The sequence below is a fragment of the Marinobacter sp. ANT_B65 genome, assembly GCF_002407605.1.
Classification (GTDB): domain Bacteria; phylum Pseudomonadota; class Gammaproteobacteria; order Pseudomonadales; family Oleiphilaceae; genus Marinobacter.
The window spans coordinates 159,756-179,059 of sequence record NZ_NXGV01000003.1; the positions used below are offsets into that span (position 1 = coordinate 159,756).

General features: G+C 51.4%; 21 protein-coding genes, 1 tRNA gene and 1 pseudogene. 6 read left to right on the top strand and 17 right to left on the bottom strand.

Translation table 11 applies throughout. The features are described 5' to 3' along the window. Positions 1–38 precede the first annotated feature (38 nt). The 3 genes from CPA50_RS13885 to CPA50_RS13895 are packed head-to-tail and all read left to right on the top strand — an operon-like array spanning position 39 to position 3,206. Positions 39–740: an ATP-dependent zinc protease gene (locus CPA50_RS13885; RefSeq protein ID WP_179397236.1), complete on the top strand. Its 702-nt coding sequence runs from the start codon at positions 39–41 to the stop codon at positions 738–740. Continuing rightward, positions 740–2,257 carry an inactive transglutaminase family protein gene (locus tag CPA50_RS13890; RefSeq protein WP_096783139.1) on the top strand — a complete coding sequence of 506 codons (1,518 nt, stop codon included), beginning with the start codon at positions 740–742 and terminating at the stop codon, positions 2,255–2,257. Before CPA50_RS13885 ends, CPA50_RS13890 begins: the two co-directional genes overlap by 1 nt. 1 nt (position 2,258) lies before the next feature. Further along, positions 2,259–3,206: an alpha-L-glutamate ligase-like protein gene (locus CPA50_RS13895; protein WP_096783140.1), complete on the top strand. Its 948-nt coding sequence runs from the start codon at positions 2,259–2,261 to the stop codon at positions 3,204–3,206. A 107-nt stretch (positions 3,207–3,313) separates the two neighbouring features. Here CPA50_RS13895 and CPA50_RS13900 read toward each other — a convergent pair whose 3' ends face one another. Further along, the gene (locus CPA50_RS13900; RefSeq protein ID WP_096783141.1) at positions 3,314–4,903 is read right to left on the bottom strand and encodes a BCCT family transporter; all 1,590 of its coding nucleotides are present in this window, start codon (positions 4,901–4,903) and stop codon (positions 3,314–3,316) included. 157 nt (positions 4,904–5,060) lie between these two features. Between CPA50_RS13900 and CPA50_RS13905 the strand changes: the two genes are divergently transcribed. Next, on the top strand, positions 5,061–6,704 hold the full coding sequence (locus CPA50_RS13905) for an FMN-binding glutamate synthase family protein (protein ID WP_096783142.1): 1,644 nt from the start codon (positions 5,061–5,063) through the stop codon (positions 6,702–6,704). A gap of 149 nt (positions 6,705–6,853) precedes the next feature. After that, a tRNA-Pro gene (locus CPA50_RS13910) sits at positions 6,854–6,930 on the top strand. Positions 6,931–7,142: 212 nt separating this feature from the next. On the opposite strand, the pseudogene CPA50_RS19945 reads toward CPA50_RS13910, so the two are convergent. From CPA50_RS19945 to CPA50_RS13975, 15 genes and pseudogenes are all read right to left on the bottom strand, one after another. Then, positions 7,143–7,427, bottom strand: a pseudogene (locus CPA50_RS19945) (IS3 family transposase); the annotation flags it as partial. Next, positions 7,361–7,597 (bottom strand): transposase, encoded by a 237-nt coding sequence (locus CPA50_RS19950; RefSeq protein WP_413772165.1) that lies wholly within the window; start codon positions 7,595–7,597, stop codon positions 7,361–7,363. The pseudogene CPA50_RS19945 and the gene CPA50_RS19950, both read right to left, overlap by 67 nt. Before the next feature lie 91 nt (positions 7,598–7,688). After that, positions 7,689–8,045 carry a hypothetical protein gene (locus CPA50_RS13920; protein ID WP_096783143.1) on the bottom strand — a complete coding sequence of 119 codons (357 nt, stop codon included), beginning with the start codon at positions 8,043–8,045 and terminating at the stop codon, positions 7,689–7,691. A 94-nt stretch (positions 8,046–8,139) separates the two neighbouring features. Further along, positions 8,140–8,454, bottom strand: coding sequence for a HigA family addiction module antitoxin (locus CPA50_RS13925; protein ID WP_096783144.1), 315 nt, complete (start codon positions 8,452–8,454; stop codon positions 8,140–8,142). Between the two features lie 10 nt (positions 8,455–8,464). Next, entirely contained in the window at positions 8,465–8,743 is a 279-nt protein-coding gene (locus CPA50_RS13930; RefSeq protein WP_096783145.1) for a type II toxin-antitoxin system RelE/ParE family toxin, read from the bottom strand. Between the two features lie 309 nt (positions 8,744–9,052). Next, positions 9,053–9,517, bottom strand: coding sequence for a hypothetical protein (locus tag CPA50_RS13935; protein WP_096783146.1), 465 nt, complete (start codon positions 9,515–9,517; stop codon positions 9,053–9,055). 108 nt (positions 9,518–9,625) lie between these two features. Then, entirely contained in the window at positions 9,626–10,027 is a 402-nt protein-coding gene (locus tag CPA50_RS13940; protein ID WP_096783147.1) for a hypothetical protein, read from the bottom strand. A gap of 175 nt (positions 10,028–10,202) precedes the next feature. Further along, positions 10,203–10,496 carry a putative quinol monooxygenase gene (locus tag CPA50_RS13945; RefSeq protein WP_096783148.1) on the bottom strand — a complete coding sequence of 98 codons (294 nt, stop codon included), beginning with the start codon at positions 10,494–10,496 and terminating at the stop codon, positions 10,203–10,205. 145 nt (positions 10,497–10,641) lie between these two features. Beyond that, entirely contained in the window at positions 10,642–11,160 is a 519-nt protein-coding gene (locus CPA50_RS19710; RefSeq protein ID WP_227519660.1) for a group II intron maturase-specific domain-containing protein, read from the bottom strand. A gap of 87 nt (positions 11,161–11,247) precedes the next feature. Further along, a complete protein-coding gene (locus tag CPA50_RS19715; protein WP_227519661.1) occupies positions 11,248–11,967 on the bottom strand; it encodes a reverse transcriptase domain-containing protein in 720 nt (239 codons plus the stop codon). A 494-nt stretch (positions 11,968–12,461) separates the two neighbouring features. Continuing rightward, positions 12,462–13,088 carry a hypothetical protein gene (locus tag CPA50_RS13955; RefSeq protein WP_096783149.1) on the bottom strand — a complete coding sequence of 209 codons (627 nt, stop codon included), beginning with the start codon at positions 13,086–13,088 and terminating at the stop codon, positions 12,462–12,464. A gap of 146 nt (positions 13,089–13,234) precedes the next feature. Beyond that, positions 13,235–13,639, bottom strand: coding sequence for a type II toxin-antitoxin system HicB family antitoxin (locus CPA50_RS13960; protein WP_096783150.1), 405 nt, complete (start codon positions 13,637–13,639; stop codon positions 13,235–13,237). 193 nt (positions 13,640–13,832) lie between these two features. After that, complete coding sequence (locus CPA50_RS13965) at positions 13,833–14,012, bottom strand: type II toxin-antitoxin system HicA family toxin (RefSeq protein ID WP_048494339.1); 180 nt, start codon at positions 14,010–14,012, stop codon at positions 13,833–13,835. 354 nt (positions 14,013–14,366) lie between these two features. Continuing rightward, entirely contained in the window at positions 14,367–15,950 is a 1,584-nt protein-coding gene (locus tag CPA50_RS13970) for an IS1182 family transposase (protein WP_096783151.1), read from the bottom strand. A 133-nt stretch (positions 15,951–16,083) separates the two neighbouring features. Then, positions 16,084–17,040, bottom strand: a complete 957-nt coding sequence (locus tag CPA50_RS13975) for a hypothetical protein (protein ID WP_096783531.1) — start codon at positions 17,038–17,040, stop codon at positions 16,084–16,086. Between the two features lie 445 nt (positions 17,041–17,485). On the opposite strand from CPA50_RS13975, the gene CPA50_RS13980 reads away from it, so the two are divergent. Then, positions 17,486–18,571, top strand: coding sequence for an alpha/beta hydrolase (locus CPA50_RS13980; RefSeq protein ID WP_096783152.1), 1,086 nt, complete (start codon positions 17,486–17,488; stop codon positions 18,569–18,571). Here the strand turns inward: CPA50_RS13980 and CPA50_RS13985 are convergent. Beyond that, positions 18,568–19,296, bottom strand: a complete 729-nt coding sequence (locus CPA50_RS13985) for a molecular chaperone DnaJ (RefSeq protein ID WP_096783153.1) — start codon at positions 19,294–19,296, stop codon at positions 18,568–18,570. The genes CPA50_RS13980 and CPA50_RS13985 overlap by 4 nt on opposite strands. Positions 19,297–19,304: the final 8 nt, after the last annotated feature.

Genomic DNA, 19,304 nt, shown 5'->3' on the forward strand with positions numbered 1-19,304 from the left:
CTGTTCTGCTGACGGGGTGTTCAGCAGACAGATACTTTATGGTTCCTAAATCTGACCTCAGCGACCTGAACGCCTCGGTTCAGAGCCAGCGTGCAACGCTGGTTACCATGGAAAAAAACGCAACGGTTCGACACCAGAAGGTTCTGGAAAATAACGAAGCCGCGACCCAAAAGGTGCTGGACGCCATTGCAACTCAGGTTGCAAAGCCTTCCTGCCCGCCCGTGCCCGCCCAGAAAGCCTGCCCTGCTTCTGACCATTCAAACGGCCGGGCCGACCGCCTTAAAGGAAAAGTGATTGTCGGCGAGGTTGAAAACTTTTATCTCGCCGGTCCCGGACTGATTTACAAGGCCCGGATTGATAGTGGTGCGGAAACGTCCTCTCTTGATGCCCGCAACATTACCCGCTTTGAGCGGGACGGCGGAAACTGGGTACGCTTTGATGTACCCGTACCGGGCACAGAGGACCTGGTCACCCTTGAAAAGGAAATCTCCCGCCGGGTCAAGGTGATTCAGGCCAGCGCTGACGAAGCTGAGCGACGCGTGGTAGTGGAACTTCAATTCACCATTGGAGACCATCAGCAGGTCGCGGAATTTACGCTTGCAGACCGGAGCAATCTTACCTACCAGGCTCTCATTGGTCGCAACGTACTCCGGGATGTCATGCTGATTGATGTTGGCAAGGAATATGCTACCGAGCTACCTGAATCTATCCTTACCGACAATAACAATGGGGAAAAATAGTGAGTAGCCCCTCCCGTTTGCCGTTTTATATCGCCGTTTTGCTGTTGATTTCCGCTGGCATTTCACTCGCTGTATGGCGACACATAGAACTGGGCATCCCCTGGCTTACAGGAGAACAGCGCCCGGTATGGATGATAGAGGCACGAGTTGATTTTGACGGAGCTGACGATCCCGTCGTAGCAAGCCTGAACATTCCGGAACAGCCGCCCGGGTTCCGCATCCTCACTGAACAGGCAGCCTCACCGGGCTATGGTTTCTCAATCATAGATAAGTCCGGCAGCCGGCGTGCCGAATGGACTAAACGTGAAGTTTCGGGCCCGCAAACCCTATACTTTAAAGCGCAATTCATACCCGATCCGGGAGCTCAACCGACACAACCATCCCAGCAGCCAAAAACCCAAAAGCTATTCTGGGAAGAACCCCAGGCAACAGCTGTTCGCGAAATTTTATCTCAGGCTGAGGCGCGCTCAAGCACACCTGAGAGCATGACACGGGAACTGATTCGCCTGATGCAACCAGACACCCGAGTTCAGAATACGACTCTGCTGGTCTCTGAAGAGAATTATCTTCCACTGCTGGTTAACATGCTCAACCACTCCGGCATCCCTGCCAGAACCGCGGATGGTCTGAAGCTTGAGGATGCCCGCCGGCGACAGCAACTGATACCGTTTCTGCAGATATACAATGGTGAACGCTGGCTCACGCTGAACCCAAAAACTGCGGCTCAAGGCGTTCCGGAAGACATTCTGCTGTGGAGGCAAGGTTCCGAATCACTGCTGGACGTTGTCGGAGGTGGTAACTCCGAGATCAGCTTCTCCATGCTTCGGCAAACCGTGCCAGCCCTTCAGCTTGCGGCTATGCAATCTGATGGCAAGGGCCTGGGTTTTCTGAGCTTCTATGAACTCCCTATTGAAGAACAGAGCATGTTCCGCATGCTTCTGCTGCTGCCACTCGGGGCTCTGGTGGTTGCATTCATGCGGATCGTGATCGGTATCCGCACTTCGGGCACCTTCATGCCAGTGCTGATTGCCGTCGCTTTCGTACAGACCACGCTCGTACCGGGTCTTATCGCCTTTCTTTCAGTCGTTTCTATCGGGCTGGCGATGCGAGGATACCTTTCCAGCCTGAACCTTCTGCTGGTCTCCCGGATATCGGCACTGATCATTCTCGTCATTTTTATTACCGCAGGCCTGAGCGTCTTCGGTTATCAGATGGGCTTCAATACAGGTATGACCGTAACCTTTTTCCCCATGGTCATCATTGCCTGGACCATTGAGCGTATGTCCATACTCTGGGAAGAAGAAGGTGGCCAGGAGGTTCTGGTTCAGGGCTCAGGCAGTCTGTTTGTGGCAATCTGCGCCTATTTACTGATGAGCGCCCCCCTGGCAGGCCATCTTACGTTCAACTTCCCCGAGCTGCATTTTGCAATTCTGGGACTGATTCTTCTGATGGGACAATACACCGGCTACAAACTCACCGAGCTAAAACGCTTCACGCCGATGAAGGCCTACGACTGATATGGACTGGATCTCGCCGCGCACACTGAAAAGGCTGGGCATGCTGAACATGAACCAGCGCAACGTGAACTATATTGCGCGTTACAACGAGCGCTCATCCTATCCACTGGTAGACAACAAACTTAAAACAAAGCTGGTTGTTGCCGAGTATGGTGTGAAAACACCAAAGCTCCTGCAGGTTGTAAAACACCAACATGAGATTTCCCATTTCAGGGAAATGGCCGAAGGGCTTGCAGGCTTTGCCATTAAGCCCGCGAAGGGCTCTGGCGGCAAAGGCATTACTGTAATCACCGGCCGGGATGAAGATTTCTTTGTAAAGGCATCCGGTGCGCGAGTAGGTGCTCCTGTGCTGGAGCGGCACCTTACCAATATTCTGGCAGGCCTCTATTCCCTGGCGGGCACACCAGACGTTGCCATAGTAGAAAACCTCGTAGAGTCGGCCCCTTCACTAGCCAGATACTCTCACCAGGGTGTACCAGACATACGCATTGTCGTATTCCAGGGCTACCCGGTAATGGCAATGCTGCGGTTAGCTACCACGGCATCTGATGGCAAAGCTAACCTGCATCAGGGTGCAGTGGGTGTAGGGCTGGATATAGGCTCTGGCAAAAGCCTGAATGCAGTGCAGTTCAACCGCCCTATTACGCTTCATCCGGACACCGGACTGGCACTTGAAAACATAGACATCAATGACTGGGAAGAGATGCTGGAAATGGCCTCTCGTTGCTACGAGGCCACCGGTTTGGGCTATATGGGCGTTGACCTTGTAGTCGATGCCAACGAAGGCCCTCTGCTGCTTGAGCTTAACGCCCGGCCCGGCCTGGCCATCCAGATGGCGAATGGCCGCGGCCTGTTACCGAGATTGCGCGCTGTTGAAAGCCTTAAGCGCCCTCACTTTACTCCCAGAGAACGGGCAAACTACGCGATGGAAACCTTCGCCAGACTTTGAGCTGAAAATACACGATTCTGCCTGAGATTTTCCTGGTCATAATGACAGGCATAAAAAAACCGGAGCCAAAGCTCCGGTTTTTTTATGCCTGGTTATTTCCGCAACAACTACATCTCACCTCTGGCGATCAGCAACTTGCGCTCATGGGTCAAGCCTTTCAGCAAGCCCCAGGTCATAACCAGCAGAATCACCGTAAAGGGCAGACCCGCACTGACTGCCGTGGCCTGAATGGCACCCAGCGCATCCGCGCCGCCGCCAAAGATCAATGCCGCAGCAATAGCGCCTTCCATTACTACCCAGAACACACGCTGTGTTGTAGGAGCATCGGTTTTACCACCAGCGGTTATGCTATCTATAACCAGTGAGCCGGAATCGGAAGACGTTATAAAGAACACAAGCACCAGTATAATGCCTATAAACGAGAGGATGCCGGTAAATGGCAGGTTTGCAAACATCTGGAACGTGGCCAGAGAAACCTCAGTAATGCCATCTTCAGCAAGGGCACCAATGCCCTGATCAATCTGTTCAAGCGCAGCACCACCGAACGAACTCATCCATACAGAAGTAATGAGCGTCGGAATAATCAGTACCGCAGTTACAAACTCGCGAACAGTCCGGCCCTTGGAAACCCGTGCGATAAACATACCTACGAACGGCGACCAGGAAATCCACCAGGCCCAGTAGAACACAGTCCAGCCACGCATCCAGGCTTCATCTTCACGGCCAAACGGGTTGCTGAAAGACACAATGTTGGTGACATAACTGGAAGTCGTCACCCACAAGGTTTCCAGAATACTCATGGTCGGGCCGGCAAATATTATGAAAAACAGCAAAATAGCGGCCAGAGACATATTGATATTGCTGAGTATTTTAACCCCGCCATCAAGACCCCGGAGTACAGACATAAGTGCAACGGCCGTAACACCAACGATAATTGCCATCTGCACGTTGATTCCGGAACCAGTATCAAACAGGTAGTCAAAACCAGACGCAGCCTGCTGCGCACCAAATCCAAGAGAAGTCGCCAGGCCAAAAATCGTGGCTACAACGGCGAGAATATCAATAATGTGGCCAGGCCAGCCCCAGACTTTGTCCTTCAGCAGCGGGAAGAAGGCTGAACGAATGGTCAGCGGCATACCCTTGTTGAAAGAAAAGAACGCCAATGAAAGTGCTACGATTGAGTACACCGCCCATGGGTGAAGCCCCCAGTGATACATGGTGGCACCCATAGCAAGATCACGGGCTTCGGGCGTATTCGCAGCTACATTAAAAGGCGTCCCGTACCAGCCGGTATAATAGGCCACAGGTTCTGCAACTGCCCAGAACATAAGGCCGATACCCATGCCGGCCGCAAAAAGCATGGCAAACCAGGACATAGTGGAGAACTCAGGTTTGGCATCCATTCCACCCAGGCGAATCTTACCCACCGGCATCACAATCAAAGCCAGGCAAACAATCACAAAAATATTGGCACTTAACAGGAAAAACCAGTCAAAGGTTGCAATAATGTCCAGCTTGGCGCCATCCAGCAAAGCCTTCGCGGCCTCAGGGAACATCAGTGTGCCTATAACAAAAACGACCACCAGTATCGCGGTGATCGGAAATACCGGAGCATGCAGATCCAGCCCGAATGGATTGATATTATCCTGGCCGGCTACGTAATCCGTTTGATATTCGTCTTTTACTACGTCGCCCACGTTTGGCGCCTCCTGATTCAGAATTTAGTAACGAATACCGTTCATACACCTGGATTCAAACGTTACAAGCGCGTCATAATAATACTTTGAGCTCAAAACATCAAAGCCGTCATAACTGACCATACCAACAACGTCCAAGGAGCCAAACGAGATATTCATGCAGAAAACAACCTCTTTCCCAATGCGTTACTCAGCCTACGTCATCAGCATTGCAGGCTTTCTTGTTTCACTGGTTCTAAGCCTGGGTTTCGAGGAGGGGTACTTTTTTCCGTGCATATTCGGCGCCCTGACGATTCTAGGCACCTACGATGTGCTCCAGAAGAAGCACACAGTCAGCAGAAACTACCCAATCATGGTGCACTTCCGCTACCTGTTCGAATCCGTAGGGCCGGAAATCCGGCAGTATTTCATTCAGTCTGATACGGAAGAGCGGCCTTTCTCCAGAGAACAGCGAACCATCATTTACCAGCGCGCCAAGAACGTACTGGACAAGCGCCCTTTCGGCTCACAACTGGGCATGTACGAAGAAGGATTCGAGTGGATAAACCACTCCCTCAAACCGTGCACCATCGCTGACAGCAACTTTCGCGTAGAGATTGGTTCACGCTGTGCCAAGCCCTACAGTGCAAGTGTGTTCAACATCTCAGCCATGAGCTTTGGCTCTCTTTCTGCAAACGCCATTCTGAGCCTGAATACCGGCGCTAAAATGGGAGGCTTTTATCACGATACCGGTGAAGGTTCTATCTCCCGCTACCACAAGGAACCGGGTGGCGATCTGGTATGGGAGATCGGCTCCGGCTACTTTGGCTGCAGAAACAAAGACGGATCATTCAGCCCCGAGCAGTTTGCAAAGAATGCCACACTCGACCAGGTAAAAATGATAGAGGTCAAACTATCTCAAGGCGCAAAACCCGGCCACGGGGGCATTCTTCCCGGAGCAAAAGTAACACCGGAAATTGCGGAAGCCCGAGGCGTATCCATCGGCGAAGACTGTATTTCTCCAGCACAGCACTCTGCTTTTTCAACGCCCGTTGAAATGCTTGAATTTCTGGACCAGCTCCGCGAATTATCAGGAGGTAAACCCGTCGGATTCAAACTTGCTATTGGCCACCCCTGGGAGTGGTTTGCCATTGTTAAAGCAATACTGAAAACCGGCAGCAAACCCGACTTTATCGTTGTAGATGGCGGCGAAGGTGGCACCGGGGCAGCGCCACTGGAATTCATCAATCGTATTGGCACTCCGATGACGGAAGCACTACTCCTTGTACACAATACTCTGGTAGGCACCAATCTCAGGGAAGACATCTCCATTGGTGCCGCCGGTAAAATCACATCTGCCTTTAATATAGCCCGTACGCTGGCTCTGGGGGCCGACTGGTGCAATGCGGCCCGTGGCTACATGTTCTCTCTGGGCTGCATCCAGGCACTTAACTGCCATACTGGCCTCTGCCCCAGCGGCGTCGCCACTCAGGACCCGAGAAGAAGCAACAAGCTGGATGTGGAAGACAAAAGCCAGAGGGTTTACAACTTCCACAAAAACACCCTGGATGCCCTGCAACATATGCTGGAAGCTTCCGGCCTGTGCCACCCGGGCGAACTGGGGCCGGAGCACATCGTACGCCGGGTATCAAAAACAGAGGTACATTCGTATATGGACCTTTTCCCCTTCCTGGCTCCCGGTGCACTGCTTGAAGGAAAAACCGGCCTGGCAGTCTTCGATAAGTACTGGGCGGATTCGCAACCAGACAGCTTTGATCCTCCCGAGTTCGTTCAGCAGCTCAGAGAAACCAAGCTTCGCTAAAAATTCGGGAGCGAACCTCCAAAAGCCTGTTTATTTTTGATTCGGGCTAGTGTAGACTTCGCTCCCGCTAAGCCACTGAGATTCCTCTTTTAAGTCTCATTGGCACATGCCATCAAAGCCCGGCTTTGAGAAGGCAGCAATTAGCAAAACGGGGCGTAGCGCAGCTTGGTAGCGCACTTGCATGGGGTGCAAGGGGTCGAAGGTTCAAATCCTTCCGTCCCGACCAATTTAAGCAATTAAGCCAGACACTTACGAGTGATCTGGCTTTTTTGTTTTTGGGCAACTCAAAACTAACTCAATAAAAACTCAATACCTTTTGTAATCACCCGATATTGCGACGCGCTTTTTGAAGTTCTATTAAGATTAAGATGAATCGTTAAAGCAGAAGGGACAGGTTAAAGCGTATTAAAGCAGGTACCCATTTAATTCACGGGGGCTCTACCCCATTTCCACGGACGGTTTTAAAATGGTGGACAGCTTCATATCCCGAGCAGCAACTCTACGTCGCATCCTGGAATTATGGAACCGCTCAATGTAGTCGGATACATCAGCTCGCGCGTCGTTCTGAGTGCGGTAGCGCCGGAGGTAAATTCGCTCCCGCTTGAGCATTCCGAAGAATCCCTCGCCTTCCTGCGTGGATATCTCCGTGATATCCGTCACCCATTTGGTGTCCGGCTCCAGAGCGGAGAAGTTCCGCTCCAGATGGTTTCGGATACCTGGTGGCCGACACCTTCAGGCATCGGCACATAAGACGTATCGGGAACTGACTGCGACAACAGATTGGGAATGATGCCTATCTCCAAGGCTACCTGTCGATAGCTCACACCGGGTTGGCGAGTCAAAGCAATGGCTTCGCGTTTGAACTCTGAGCTATATTTTCTGCGTCTGGACATGAACACCCCTTTGGCACATTGCGCCTCTTTTTAGGAATGTCCGCAGTAACGGGGTAGAACCCGAACGAACTTGAATGACTGGTTATGAGCTTTACTCAAGACCGTAATCATCAGTGAACAGGTCCAGTTTGCTGGTCACGTATTCCATGAGTTCGTCGTATTTGATCTCTTCTATTTTCCCAGCAACCACATAGCATGAGAGGTATGAGGCAACATAATGGAATCTATACTGATCCTTTGACCTTTCATCGCATGCCCAGTCCCTCTGCACCTGCTCCTCATTCCCATCCACCATTTGCTGGAGGAGCGCATCATTGTTCATATGGTTGCGTTTGGAATAGATCAGCGGAGCAATCATATAGAGATTTTCAGGCGGGATTTCTCCAACCCTTGCAGCCTCGACAGCCTCTTTCAGCGAGGCTTCCATTTCCTTAAGCCATTTTTCCATATCTATCTGAAACCCTCATGGCTCATAACGCTCGGCTCACGCGCCGGTTTGGAGCCGCGAAGCGGCGGAAAATCGGTCGCCGTGCAGCCGTTGGTTATGGCCTATGGCCAATTCCCGGCACAGAGTTCCACGGACGAATATTCTTCAATTGGCTCTCAAGAGCCTCTTCCGCAATCTCTGTGTCGTAGGCTGCCTGAGCCCGCAGCCAATACCCATTGGACAAACCAAAGAAGCGACACAGTCGCAGGTCTGTGTCTGCAGTTATCGAACGCTTACCCGCGATAATCTGGCCTATTCTCTGGGCAGGCACGCCAATTTCTTTAGCAAGGCGATATTGAGAAATGCCCATCGGCTCAAGAAATTCTTCTTTCAGTAACTCGCCTGGCGTTACGGGATCAATGTTGCGCATGAATTACCTCCTAATGGTAATCAACAATTTCGACCTCTTCCGCGCCGGCCTTGGTCCAGCGGAAGCAAACCCGGAACTGTTTGTTGATTCGAATGCTGTGCTGACCTTGGCGGTCACCATGCAATGGCTCCAACATATTTCCGGGCGGTACTTTCAAATCATCCAACTGGCTCGCAGCCTGGAGTTGCCGAATTTTCCTCAAGGCAACACGCTCATAATTGACAAAACGCCTGATGCGGCGACCAGTTGCCAGCTTCTCGGTATCCTTACACTTGAACGATATGATCATGGTCAAATAATAACGCAGCGCGATAATAACGTAAAGCGTGACTACCTAAGGGATTGATTGGAAGAAAGGCATAACACCATGCGAAGCGGCCGGTTTGGAGGCGTTACCGCGCCGAAAAACCGGCCCGCTTGCGCTACTGGTTAGGCTACTCCCTTCCACCAAACTTGGGTTTGCCAACCTTGGCTAACAAGGCAGCTATGGTGATGACCAGCATTATCAGGAAAGTATATTGGCCAAATACTTGGAAAACTCCCCAAGCCAATGCCGTGAGTGCCACACAGGCTAGTAGAAACACTATGTTCTTTAACATCACGCGTACTCGAAAACTGAAGGTGAATTTTTAGCGCGAATACCGAAGCTGCTTCGAAAACTGCTGCCTTTATCCAAGACTTGGGGGTTACGTGTATAAAACGCAGCCAGCCCTTTAAATTGGAGATTGTTCTGCTCGGCAAATACAAAAAGGTCCGATATTCGAGAACCACATCCCAAAGAGCGACCACTTGCAACCGCAATACTGCCAATGACAGCTCCCGTATAAGCGGCAGCGCCTATGGAAGCGGCAACCGCCAGTTTTTCTAAGCCCACTGTGGCACCGATCACTTCTCCCATGGTGGCCCCCTTTCCTAAGGTCGCCAGAGTTCCTACAAGTGTGGATGCCGTCGCAACTGCAGTTTGATAAGTATCGAATAACGTAGAAGGAACGGGCAGCCCCAAATCCTTCATATTTTCGTTAAAGTATTTTTGAAAATCGCCAGATGTATAGCACTGACTCATCTTTCATCCTCCTTGATTGATTTGTGTTTCTTGCCAAACGCCGATGGTAATGGGCGCCAACAGAGCGCAGCGTAGTTGGCGCCCCGTTGATCACCTTGTCATGAAGGTCTAGACCTCCAATTTATGAAACGCCGTCAGGAACTCCTTTTTGCCCTGATTGAACCTCACGTGCGAGTCGTGGGTAATCGGACGACTGTCCTCTTCAAATGCTGGGGCAACTACTCCCCAGTTAGAATTTCTAGCAAAATAGACTACGCAATCGATATTACTGTCTTTCCACTGATTGTGGACCACGTGGTCATTACCGGTGGCGCCAACTGTTTTGACCTGGACTCTGAAATAATTGGGTCCGTCTGAGATGAGAATATCCGTCTGATGACCATGGTCGAGCACTGGCAAAAACACCTGCCAGCCATCTTGCATCAACCAGCTTACAACCATGCTCTCGTACGAAGAGTTTTTAAGGGCTTGGTGCGTGTTCGGCTTAGTTTGAGTTAATCGTCTTGGCACATTACTTCCCTATACGTTGCCTGCACTGCGGCTTATGCCAGGTACAGAAGACATCTCCTTCTGGAGTATGCCCCTTGTGGGATCTTCTTCATAACGCCGAAAATAAGCGGCGGCCCGACAGAGCCGTCCGGTGGAGGCCGCAGGCCGGAACGTACTTAATTGATTTGTTATGCTTTTAGAGTACGGCACTGGCTTTCTGAACCCTTGCAGGCCCTGCACGGAATGTTGGACTGTGGGCATCCGCAGCCACCATATGTGCAGTATTATCGTGAGCATCAAGAGCCTCTTGCGAGGCCCATTTTTCGACAAGAACAAACCTATTCTCGTCATTGGAGTCAGCAAGCAACTCGTACCGCAGGCAGCCAGGCTCTGCCTCGACTAGAGGTTTGAGCACCTTATAGGCCTCAATCTGCTCGGTACGCTTACCCGGCAAAACTTCTATGAACACCAATAGATTGATTTCATCCATGAACATTTCTCCTTTTGTACATCGGATTTTCGATGCTGGTTTTGAGCCTAATCGGGATAGGGAGGCACCTCACGATGCCCCTCCTCCCACATCACCGGGCATACGGATCACGTACCACGGCGATTCAGTGACTTGATTCAACCCTTTACCGTACTGCCAATTCCGGCAGTCCATAGCTCTGGAACAACCGGGCCGGTAAGGCGTGCCGCAGTGCTGGCGAATGACTCAGCCGCCACGGGCCGTGAGCTGATTTCGCGGTGTTCCAGGTCAATCTGACCGGGACACCCCGCTTTCTCAGCTCACGATACCCTCTTCGGCCCCATTGCTTCCACACGTAACTTCTCATTCTCCGCCTTATCCACTTGTCCAGGTCCCGCAGCGGGCTCAGCACTTCGGCTGCGTCGAAGTACGCTTTCCAACCAAGCAGGGTCTCTTTTAGATCTGCGATCACCTGGGCCAGTGAGTGGCCCCGTGTTCGGCGGCTCAGTATCCGGATCTGGGTTTTCAGCTTCGTGATGGCTTTGCTGGCCACCTTCAAGCGTTGCCCTTTCCGGCTGAGGGTGAAGCCTAGGAAGCTGCGCTTCCAAGGCCGGTCTACCGCGCTCTTTCGTGTATTCACTGTGAGCTTCAGCGAGTCCTCGATAAAGCGCGTCAGACTCACCATTACCCGCTCGCCTGCACGGCGACTGCCAACGTAGATCTGGCAGTCGTCCGCGTAACGGGCGAAGAGCAGGTTGCGCCGCTCCAGTTCTCAGTCCAGTTCATCCAGCACCACGTTGGCCAACACCGGGGACAAGGGGCCGCCTTGCGGCACGCCTTCGGGTGTAGGCTCTTTGTGATGGTTGATCTGGACGCCTGCTTTCAGGTATCGGTTGATCAGCCTGAGCAGCGGCTTGTCCAGCGTGTGCCGTTTCAGCCGTGCCATCAGCCGATCATGATTTACCCGATCGAAGAAGGCTTCCAAGTCCAGATCCACTACCCAGTTACGGCCTTCCCGAGTGCAATGCTGTCCGTGTCGGACTGCTTGATGCGCAGAGCGTCCTGGACGGAAGCCATAACTGTGCGGGTGGAAGCGGGGTTCCCAGTCCTGTTGGATCACCTGGGCAATCGCCTGCTGAATAAAGCGATCCAGAACCGTAGGAATGCCCAGCGGGCGGGAACCGCCGTTGGCTTTGGGGATGGCGACCCGACGGACCGGTTTGGGTCTGTAGGTCTGCTGGAGCAGCTGCTGCCGGATCTCTGGCCAGTGTTGGCGCAGATAATCTGGCAGTTCATCCAGGGTCATGCCGTCGATGCCCGGCGCTCCTTTGTTACGTCGAACCTGTTTCAGCGCGCGATTGAGGTTGTCCCTGCTCAATACACGCGCCATCCACGGTGAGGGTTGAACGGAGTGCGAGTTTTCCCGATTTCCGGAAACAGGTTCATCCCCTGGATTCTCCAGGGGCAGCGAAAGCTGCTTTGCGGATGCCATCCCATTACCCTGCACGGATTCTCGACTCCTGTCTCTGTTCGGGCCTTCAGTTCACGGGTGAACCTACTATGCCCTCGGCTGATTTCTGCCATGCGATCAGAGGCGATCACTCGTCTCTCAGTGGGTCCGTCCACACATGGCAGACCTCCCGGGGTAAGGCTCAGAGCTTTCACGGCGTAAACGCCCGATTTATAAAGCACATCCCGGTCGCAGAAGGAGGGCTTCACGGTCACGTGCTCGCTCGCCCCGGATGCACCACACCTCGTATCGGGTTCCTGTTCGTCGCCCCGCCGCTTTGGATTGGGCCTCCTTCAGACCCCACCACGCGATGACGCCCTTGCCCTTCTCCTAGCCTTCGGCTCTGCGAACACCTAGCAGGAGGACTTTCACCTCCCTAGTTCTGTGCCATGCCCGGCACACACGCTTTTGTTTAGCGGCGCCCCGACAGGGGCGTCCGGTGGAGGCCGCAGGCCGGAACAACCTACAACAATTTGTTAGGTGTCCAGATTAGGGCCAGCCTCGATATCTACTTGAAGAGACGCCAAAATCTTACGTACTTTTACATTACCCTTAGCCAAATAAATGACTGAACATAGCGCCATCACGCTGAACCAAGTGCCCCGCTTTGGACTCTTGAGCATAAACTCCTTGGTACTCACTGATTGGCCGCCAAGTTCAAAGTTTTCGCCGTTTGCGAAATAGCCGAATGACCTAACAAAATTCGCTTTTTGCTGTTTTTCCAAGGAGGCAACGTAGTCCTCGAATGAAAATCCCACCTGCCCAATGTCATGCACGAGACTATTACGAAGCTCGGAAAGAGCACGGATAAAGCGCCGGGCCTCGTCATCAAGCAAGTCTAGCGCCTTTATGAAAGCTAGCTTTCCAGACTTGTTATTTGAAGTCTCGATGTTGGCGAAAACATCATGAAGTGCAGCTTCGGACAGCGCTTCTGATATCAAATGAGAAAGCGCCGCCTCGAGAAATGCGTGACTTTTTATTACGAATGACCAGTCATCCTCATCGTTTAACTTGATGAGAAATCCCGGTTCTATCTTCAAGTCTTCCTCAAGCAAAGTTACGGCTTGTTCGATGCTTTCAATATTCTCATCAGGCTTGCTCATTTTTCACCTAACGCCAGTGGTAATGGGCGCCAACGGAGCGCAGCGTAGTTGGCGTCCCGTTGACCACCTTGTTAAATTGGATATCAAGTTCAAAATAAAAAGCCCTACAAAATGCAGGGCTTTTTATTTACTAAGGCGATAGAAGATTAAACGTGATGCAAAATTTTCATTGCAGCATCTGCTAAAAACTTCGATCGATCCTTGTAGGCCTTATGTGTGTCCACGAAGCGGTCGATCTGAGTAATCAGGCGATTCGGCAGCGAGATATTGATTCGTTGGGCTGTACCAAGATAACGAACCACATCGACTTGAACCATTACCCAAACGCCGTTGGCGTAATTCGGATTACCTGTTAGCTCTCCTAGATCACTGGCGGCCGGAATCTCTATTCCCTCTTCCGCCATAGTCTCCATATGGAAATCAATCGCTTCTGCTGCATTTTCTACTGCTTCATTAAAGGTATCTCCTGCTGAGTGACAGCCGGGAAGATCCGGCACAATCACTCCGTAGGCACTGTCCCCTTCTTGTTGGATCAGGATGGGATAGAACATATCACCACCTCCACTTTCCACTTAGATTTCATTTAAAGGTCTATTTATTAAATGACAATTTACTTTGGTTAACTTAACAGTCAATTCAACGAACTTAGTTGATGAACTTTATAGTTGCGCGTATCTCAATCGCCTCGCGCCTTCCTCCTTTGTTGGATTTACCCCCCAATTGGCTCGGAAAAGCGGCCGGGCTTTAAAGCCCGGCTTGCTTCAAGATGCTCTTAACAGTGCCAGTTGGAAGATCTTTCTTTGGATGGGGAATCGTCACCAGTCCAAGCTTTTCTGGGTGCTTGAACTGTTGATGGCTCCCCCTCGTTCGAATGAGCTGCCAACCATCTGCTTCGATCATCTTGACAAGTTTCCGACTATCCATAAGCGGGTCCTTAATCAAAATGACAAAGTTAGCCTACACACGCAACACACGAAAGTCAATTTCTTACACACCTTACACACCGAAAGGTGTCTCACTAGGGATCTTCTGCGGAGAGATACTCTTTGATCTCGAAAGACAAAGAGAACAGGGCAATTTAACGAGGCTGTAGAAAAACCCAAAAATGAGCGAGTATTCCACCGCCTGCGATCTCGTTTTTTTTAGCCGGTCAGTTCGTCCAGCAACTTCCAGTTTTCGGATTGATTGCCCTTTATAGCCCTCAATCCCGGTATTTCAGTGTTCAGGCGCCCGTAACCTTGTGCCTAAGGGGTATTTCTGGAGGGCTTGCTCCCCCGGTCATGCCGCCATCCGCCCATAATTAGCCAGCTTCTCAATATTGTGTACCAAGCAGTACAACTGCCACTGGCCCTGCACCTTCTTCTTACCCCTGAGACTGAACCGGTTCAGCCGTTTGTTGGTGCCAATGTTGCCGAACACGGGTTCCACCACCGACATGCGATGACTGTAAATCTCTTTACCTTTAGGGCTATCCACCCGATGCTTCATCCAGTCGGTGTAGCTCGGCGCACGATTGCGCTCTAATGCAAACGTCACTTGCCTGCCACTGCCTTTGCGGTGGTCAGCCGACGCCGGGGTTTGCATGCACTGGTGCTTTTTGGGGCAATAACGACACTGCAGCAGGCGGCCTTTGAAGTGGGCACGGGAGACACCATTCTCATCCGTGCGAGTCGCCTCATAATGAAGCTCTTGCCCTGCCGGGCAGATACAGGTGAGCGTGACCGGATCGAACTGGAATTCACGGGCCGGAATGATGTCTTTCCAGCCTGTGTCGGGCTGGTTCTGGTGACGTTTGCCGTATTTGTCTTTCTGATGCGCGAACTTGGGATCCCGGCTGCGGAACCGGTTGTCCGGAATGTAGCCATTGATATTCCGTTCATGCAGGTACTTCATATTGGCTTCGTTGGCGAAGCCGGTGTCGGCGGTTACCACAGTGCCTTGCTGGTAAATGTTGTCCGCGATGCCCAGTTTCCTGAATCGGGCTTCGACACTTTCCAGAACCGGTTGCAGAGTGTGGTGTTCCTGGCCTTCGCCGAAGGCTTGAGCATCGATGATGATCTGGTGTTTCTTGTCCACCGTGGCCACGCCGTTATAGCCCTGGATCGTGCCTTTGCTGGTGGTCATCTTGCCGCTTTCGTTATCGGTGATGTTGCTCTTCACTTCCTTGCGTCGTTTCCCTTGGCCCATCCTTGGACTGCTCGTCTTTAGGAAGCGGTCTACTTTCTGCAAAGACTCGTCCAGAGAGAGAACCGTCTTCGCACGGCGGATATCCCGGTCCAGTTCGGCTTCGGTTTCCGCTTCATCCCGTTCGTGGTGTTCTTTCAGGTGGTGGCGGATGAGTCGTTTGAGTTTCTGGCGTTTCTCCTCCAACTCTTTAAAGGTGCCGGACCATTCTTTGGCGGCATTGGAGGACATCTTGCAACCGTCGATGGCAAACAGTTCGTGGCCCAGCAAGCCCTGCTCGTCACAGACCAGCAGTACCTGTTCGAACAGTTCCTCAATCTCATCAGCATGGCTGCTGACGAACTTGGCCAAGGTCGTGAAATGGGGCGCCGTGTCGCAGGACAGGGCTTTGAAAATAACGCTGGTCTCGCAGCACCACTGGATCTCCCGGCTGGAGGTGATACCGCGGGAATAGGCAAACAGAATAACGGGCAGCAGAATCGCCGGATCGTAGGCCCGACGGCCTGTGTCCTTGTTGCAATAGCGGGGATAAAAAACCGACAGATCGAGCTTGTGCTGAATCAGGTAGTGCACGGCATGTTCGAAGGTGCCGGGTTGGAGCTGCTCTTTATAATTCACCACGAGAATAGTGTCCTGATCGTGGTTATAGGGCCTGAAGCGGGGCTTGGCTTTGGACATCTGACAGCTCCTTGCCTGTTTGCTCAATCCTATCAAACCGAGGCGCGATTTCGGGGTTTTTCTACAGCCTCAACGCCTTGCTCTGCGGCAATTTTGGAGCGCAGCGGAAAAATTGTCCGACAGCAGCGCCTTGTTATGTTTTGTGCACCAAACGTCTACATGTTAAGTCATTGCCAGAACCGGATACATTTAGTACAACATGGTTCTTAGAATTAACCATAGAACCAAGTAATATTGTATTGTATTTATCTTTACTAAAGGTATTAGCTGTAATATCAAGATCGGCTAATGTTCCTGCAAGATAATCTGGAATACGTATTAATTCATCGAAAAAGTTCTTACCTGATTTTTCAGGCTCAGGAAAGATAAATTTGGGTTTATCAAGTATCGTTGGTGAATCTTCAATCGATGGAATATATTCAGAATACCCAGTTAGAAACAAAAAATAAGACAAGTCATAAATAAATCCATCATACCTTTCTGCCAGCGCATCTCGATCTGAAACCCACTGAATGTATTCGGGTTTCTTGGTTATGGTTAAGCACTCGAATACTAAACTAGCAAACGCTGAGACTAAGTAAATCTGGCGAGCTAATTTCGAATTGAAGTTTTTCTTTTTAAAATCAGCCTCAAAGAGGCTTGAACGTTTTAGTACGCCGTCAACATAGGCATCAAAAGTCGAGTTTGAAGCAATATTATTCACAACATCTCGAAATGGAGCTAGAAATGACAACATGTTTTCGTCAGATGCATAATCACGTAATAAATTTGATTTTCTGTCAATTACAAATGTAAACGTAAAAGCTACTGGAGAATTAATATACTGAAGAAATTCTTCTGAAATTGTTCTAGTTGACTTTATATCCTTTGGAGCAAAATGATTAATATATTCCTTTATGTTTTCAATTTTATCGTGATGAAGAAGTATCGTAAAAGAAACAGTATCATTTTGTTTAGTTTTATCTCCAAAACAGTAATCGGAAATGACATACCAAGCTGAATTATCTGGCATTTCAGAAAACCAATTCGATAACTCCATTAAAGCAGATTTATTTAGAGTCTTCCGTATGGGAATTAAAAGTTCTAACATCAGATCTCCGAAAAACATAACAGCTAATTCAACGACAAATGACATCTATCCAAACGCGTATATTTCCCAACGCTGCACATGCCACCCATCAAATTTTCCTTTGTTATCAGAAAACTACCTACCCTGAAAGATAGTCTGGCTGGAAATAAGCGTCAATTGTCGGATTTCACCCAAAATATCTGTTCGCTTATCCCCAATCATTCACCAGTAACTATTCCATGTTTTTCATAGGGTTGTAAGGTCCTTCCCTCAAAATCTTGCGTTTTCTGCGACAGTTGTCGTATATCTCCGTTCAATCGCAATACCGATGAACAAGTAAGGCTGTACATCAACGAAGTCCGACCAGGCCCGCTGATCCACATCGATTACCCCAAAGCCATGCTACAGTGAGCAGTACTCACGGCCCTCCGTGTGAACCATGATTAATCCACGCTAGGGGTTACACATGATTTTCGGAATCGTCTGGTTCGCAATGATGTGGTTTGGCCTGATGATGGTCGTGCTGGCGGCTGTGGTGGTGTTTTTTCTGCGCCGGAAGCACGATGCCAGGGACCACAATGAAAACACCACTCACCAGCAGCACAACGCATCCCGCCAGCAAGTGCTTGCAAAGGTTGGGGGTATGCATACCGTCGCTGAAGGCCTTCACGGTCGCGCGCGGATAAAAGCCCTTCGCAGCTACATGGATAGCATGAGCGATGGTCTGGAATTCATCTCGAAAACCCGCCCCTCAGCAAACGGCTCGCCAAAGGGGGAATGGGTAATGGCACCTGGATCAGAACCCAACCGCCGGATCCTGTACATTCACGGCGGATCCTGGATCGCAGGCAGTCCCAAAAGCCATCGCACCATCACCGACCGACTGTCCAGGCTGGCCAACGCCAGCGTATTCGCCCTTGATTACCGGCTGATGCCGGAAAACCGCTATCTTGACGGTATTATCGACTGTCGGCAGGCGTACCTCTGGATACTCGGGAACGGCCCTGACGGCAAGGCCGCGGCCGATTTTCTGGTGGTCGCCGGGGACTCCGCAGGCGGCAGTCACACACTAGGGCTACTTGCCTGGATAAGAGACCAGGGGCTGCAAGCACCGGATGCCGCTATTGCCCTGTCACCCTCTACCGAACTCATGCTCACCTCGCTGGGCAAACGAGCTAATCTGAAAACCGATGCCATGCTGGGGCCAACCGTCGAGAAGCTGGCACGAATTCCCCTGCCACTATTGTGGTGGGGAACAGTGTTGGGCTTTCGGGTACTGCCCACAAGCCCGATAGCCTCTCCCCTGCGCGGAGACCTCCACAACCTCCCACCCACACTGATTCACGTCAGCGAATCAGAGCTGCTACTGGAAAACGCACAAAGGTATGCAGCAAAAGCACAGGCCGCCGGCTCACCGGTAGAAATCGAAACCTGGCCCGACATGGTTCATGTATGGCATCTGTTTACGCCACTACTGCCGGAAGCAGAAGAAGCATTCGAGCATATAGCGGAATTTCTGGCGCGGGTAGAAGCGGTTTCTGAAGCCACTTAGCTCAACAGTCGCTCTTTGGCCTCGTTGACTCGGGCGGCCAGATAATTACTCCCTCCACGGTCCGGGTGTATTTTTTGCATCACCCGGCGGTGAGCCTGAATGATCTCATCCCGACTCGCACCAGCCTCCAGCCCCAGAATATCCAGTGCTTCGCTCTCAGTCAGAGCACCGCTACCGCCCGAACTATCGCGCTCACTTCCATTTTTGCTGTCGTCGTCAGCCGGATCGTCATCGCGCCAGGAGTCACCGAAACGGCGGTCCAGATAGGTTTCCAGAAGCCGCGCAGAATCTTCATCCTGGTCCCGGCAATATCTCAGCAGCTCTATAAATTCACTTTCACCAAGATCCGCCAGCGCCCGCCCGGCCATGGGTCCTGTCAACACTTCCCCGCTCATATTTCCGGAGTCGTGGTCCAGTGTCATATTGAGGATTTCACTGGAGACATGGGATCGATTGCCCGGCCTGGCCTTCGCTCCACTCCCTCCCAGGCCCGGCATCCGCCCCATCAGCAGAGATGGCAAGAACCGGCGTAGCAGGGGAAACAGGAATACCAGCAAGGCAAACAGGATATTCAGGCGGCCGGTAACAGCCAGAAGAACCAGTATCAGAAGGCTGGCAATGACCGCCAGTTTCAGAATAGCGGATTTTCGTTGGCTGGGCGGCTGATTACGTAGCCAGACCAGCGCAACAACCGTCACTGCAATAACCAGAAACGTAAGTGGCACTCGGATAC

Bases quoted from the DNA above. Each gene is read 5' to 3' on its own strand.
- CPA50_RS13885 (WP_179397236.1), top strand. From the start codon at position 39: ATGGTTCCTAAATCTGACCTCAGCGACCTGAACGCCTCGGTTCAGAGC.
- CPA50_RS13895 (WP_096783140.1), top strand. From the start codon at position 2,259: ATGGACTGGATCTCGCCGCGCACACTGAAAAGGCTGGGCATGCTGAAC.
- CPA50_RS13905 (WP_096783142.1), top strand. From the start codon at position 5,061: ATGCAGAAAACAACCTCTTTCCCAATGCGTTACTCAGCCTACGTCATC.
- CPA50_RS19950 (WP_413772165.1), bottom strand. From the start codon at position 7,597: ATGTCCAGACGCAGAAAATATAGCTCAGAGTTCAAACGCGAAGCCATT.
- CPA50_RS13920 (WP_096783143.1), bottom strand. From the start codon at position 8,045: ATGGAAAAATGGCTTAAGGAAATGGAAGCCTCGCTGAAAGAGGCTGTC.
- CPA50_RS13925 (WP_096783144.1), bottom strand. From the start codon at position 8,454: ATGCGCAACATTGATCCCGTAACGCCAGGCGAGTTACTGAAAGAAGAA.
- CPA50_RS13930 (WP_096783145.1), bottom strand. From the start codon at position 8,743: ATGATCATATCGTTCAAGTGTAAGGATACCGAGAAGCTGGCAACTGGT.
- CPA50_RS13935 (WP_096783146.1), bottom strand. From the start codon at position 9,517: ATGAGTCAGTGCTATACATCTGGCGATTTTCAAAAATACTTTAACGAA.
- CPA50_RS13945 (WP_096783148.1), bottom strand. From the start codon at position 10,496: ATGGATGAAATCAATCTATTGGTGTTCATAGAAGTTTTGCCGGGTAAG.
- CPA50_RS19710 (WP_227519660.1), bottom strand. From the start codon at position 11,160: ATGGTGAGTCTGACGCGCTTTATCGAGGACTCGCTGAAGCTCACAGTG.
- CPA50_RS19715 (WP_227519661.1), bottom strand. From the start codon at position 11,967: ATGGCATCCGCAAAGCAGCTTTCGCTGCCCCTGGAGAATCCAGGGGAT.
- CPA50_RS13955 (WP_096783149.1), bottom strand. From the start codon at position 13,088: ATGAGCAAGCCTGATGAGAATATTGAAAGCATCGAACAAGCCGTAACT.
- CPA50_RS13960 (WP_096783150.1), bottom strand. From the start codon at position 13,639: ATGTTCTATCCCATCCTGATCCAACAAGAAGGGGACAGTGCCTACGGA.
- CPA50_RS13965 (WP_048494339.1), bottom strand. From the start codon at position 14,012: ATGGATAGTCGGAAACTTGTCAAGATGATCGAAGCAGATGGTTGGCAG.
- CPA50_RS13970 (WP_096783151.1), bottom strand. From the start codon at position 15,950: ATGTCCAAAGCCAAGCCCCGCTTCAGGCCCTATAACCACGATCAGGAC.
- CPA50_RS13975 (WP_096783531.1), bottom strand. From the start codon at position 17,040: ATGTTAGAACTTTTAATTCCCATACGGAAGACTCTAAATAAATCTGCT.
- CPA50_RS13980 (WP_096783152.1), top strand. From the start codon at position 17,486: ATGATTTTCGGAATCGTCTGGTTCGCAATGATGTGGTTTGGCCTGATG.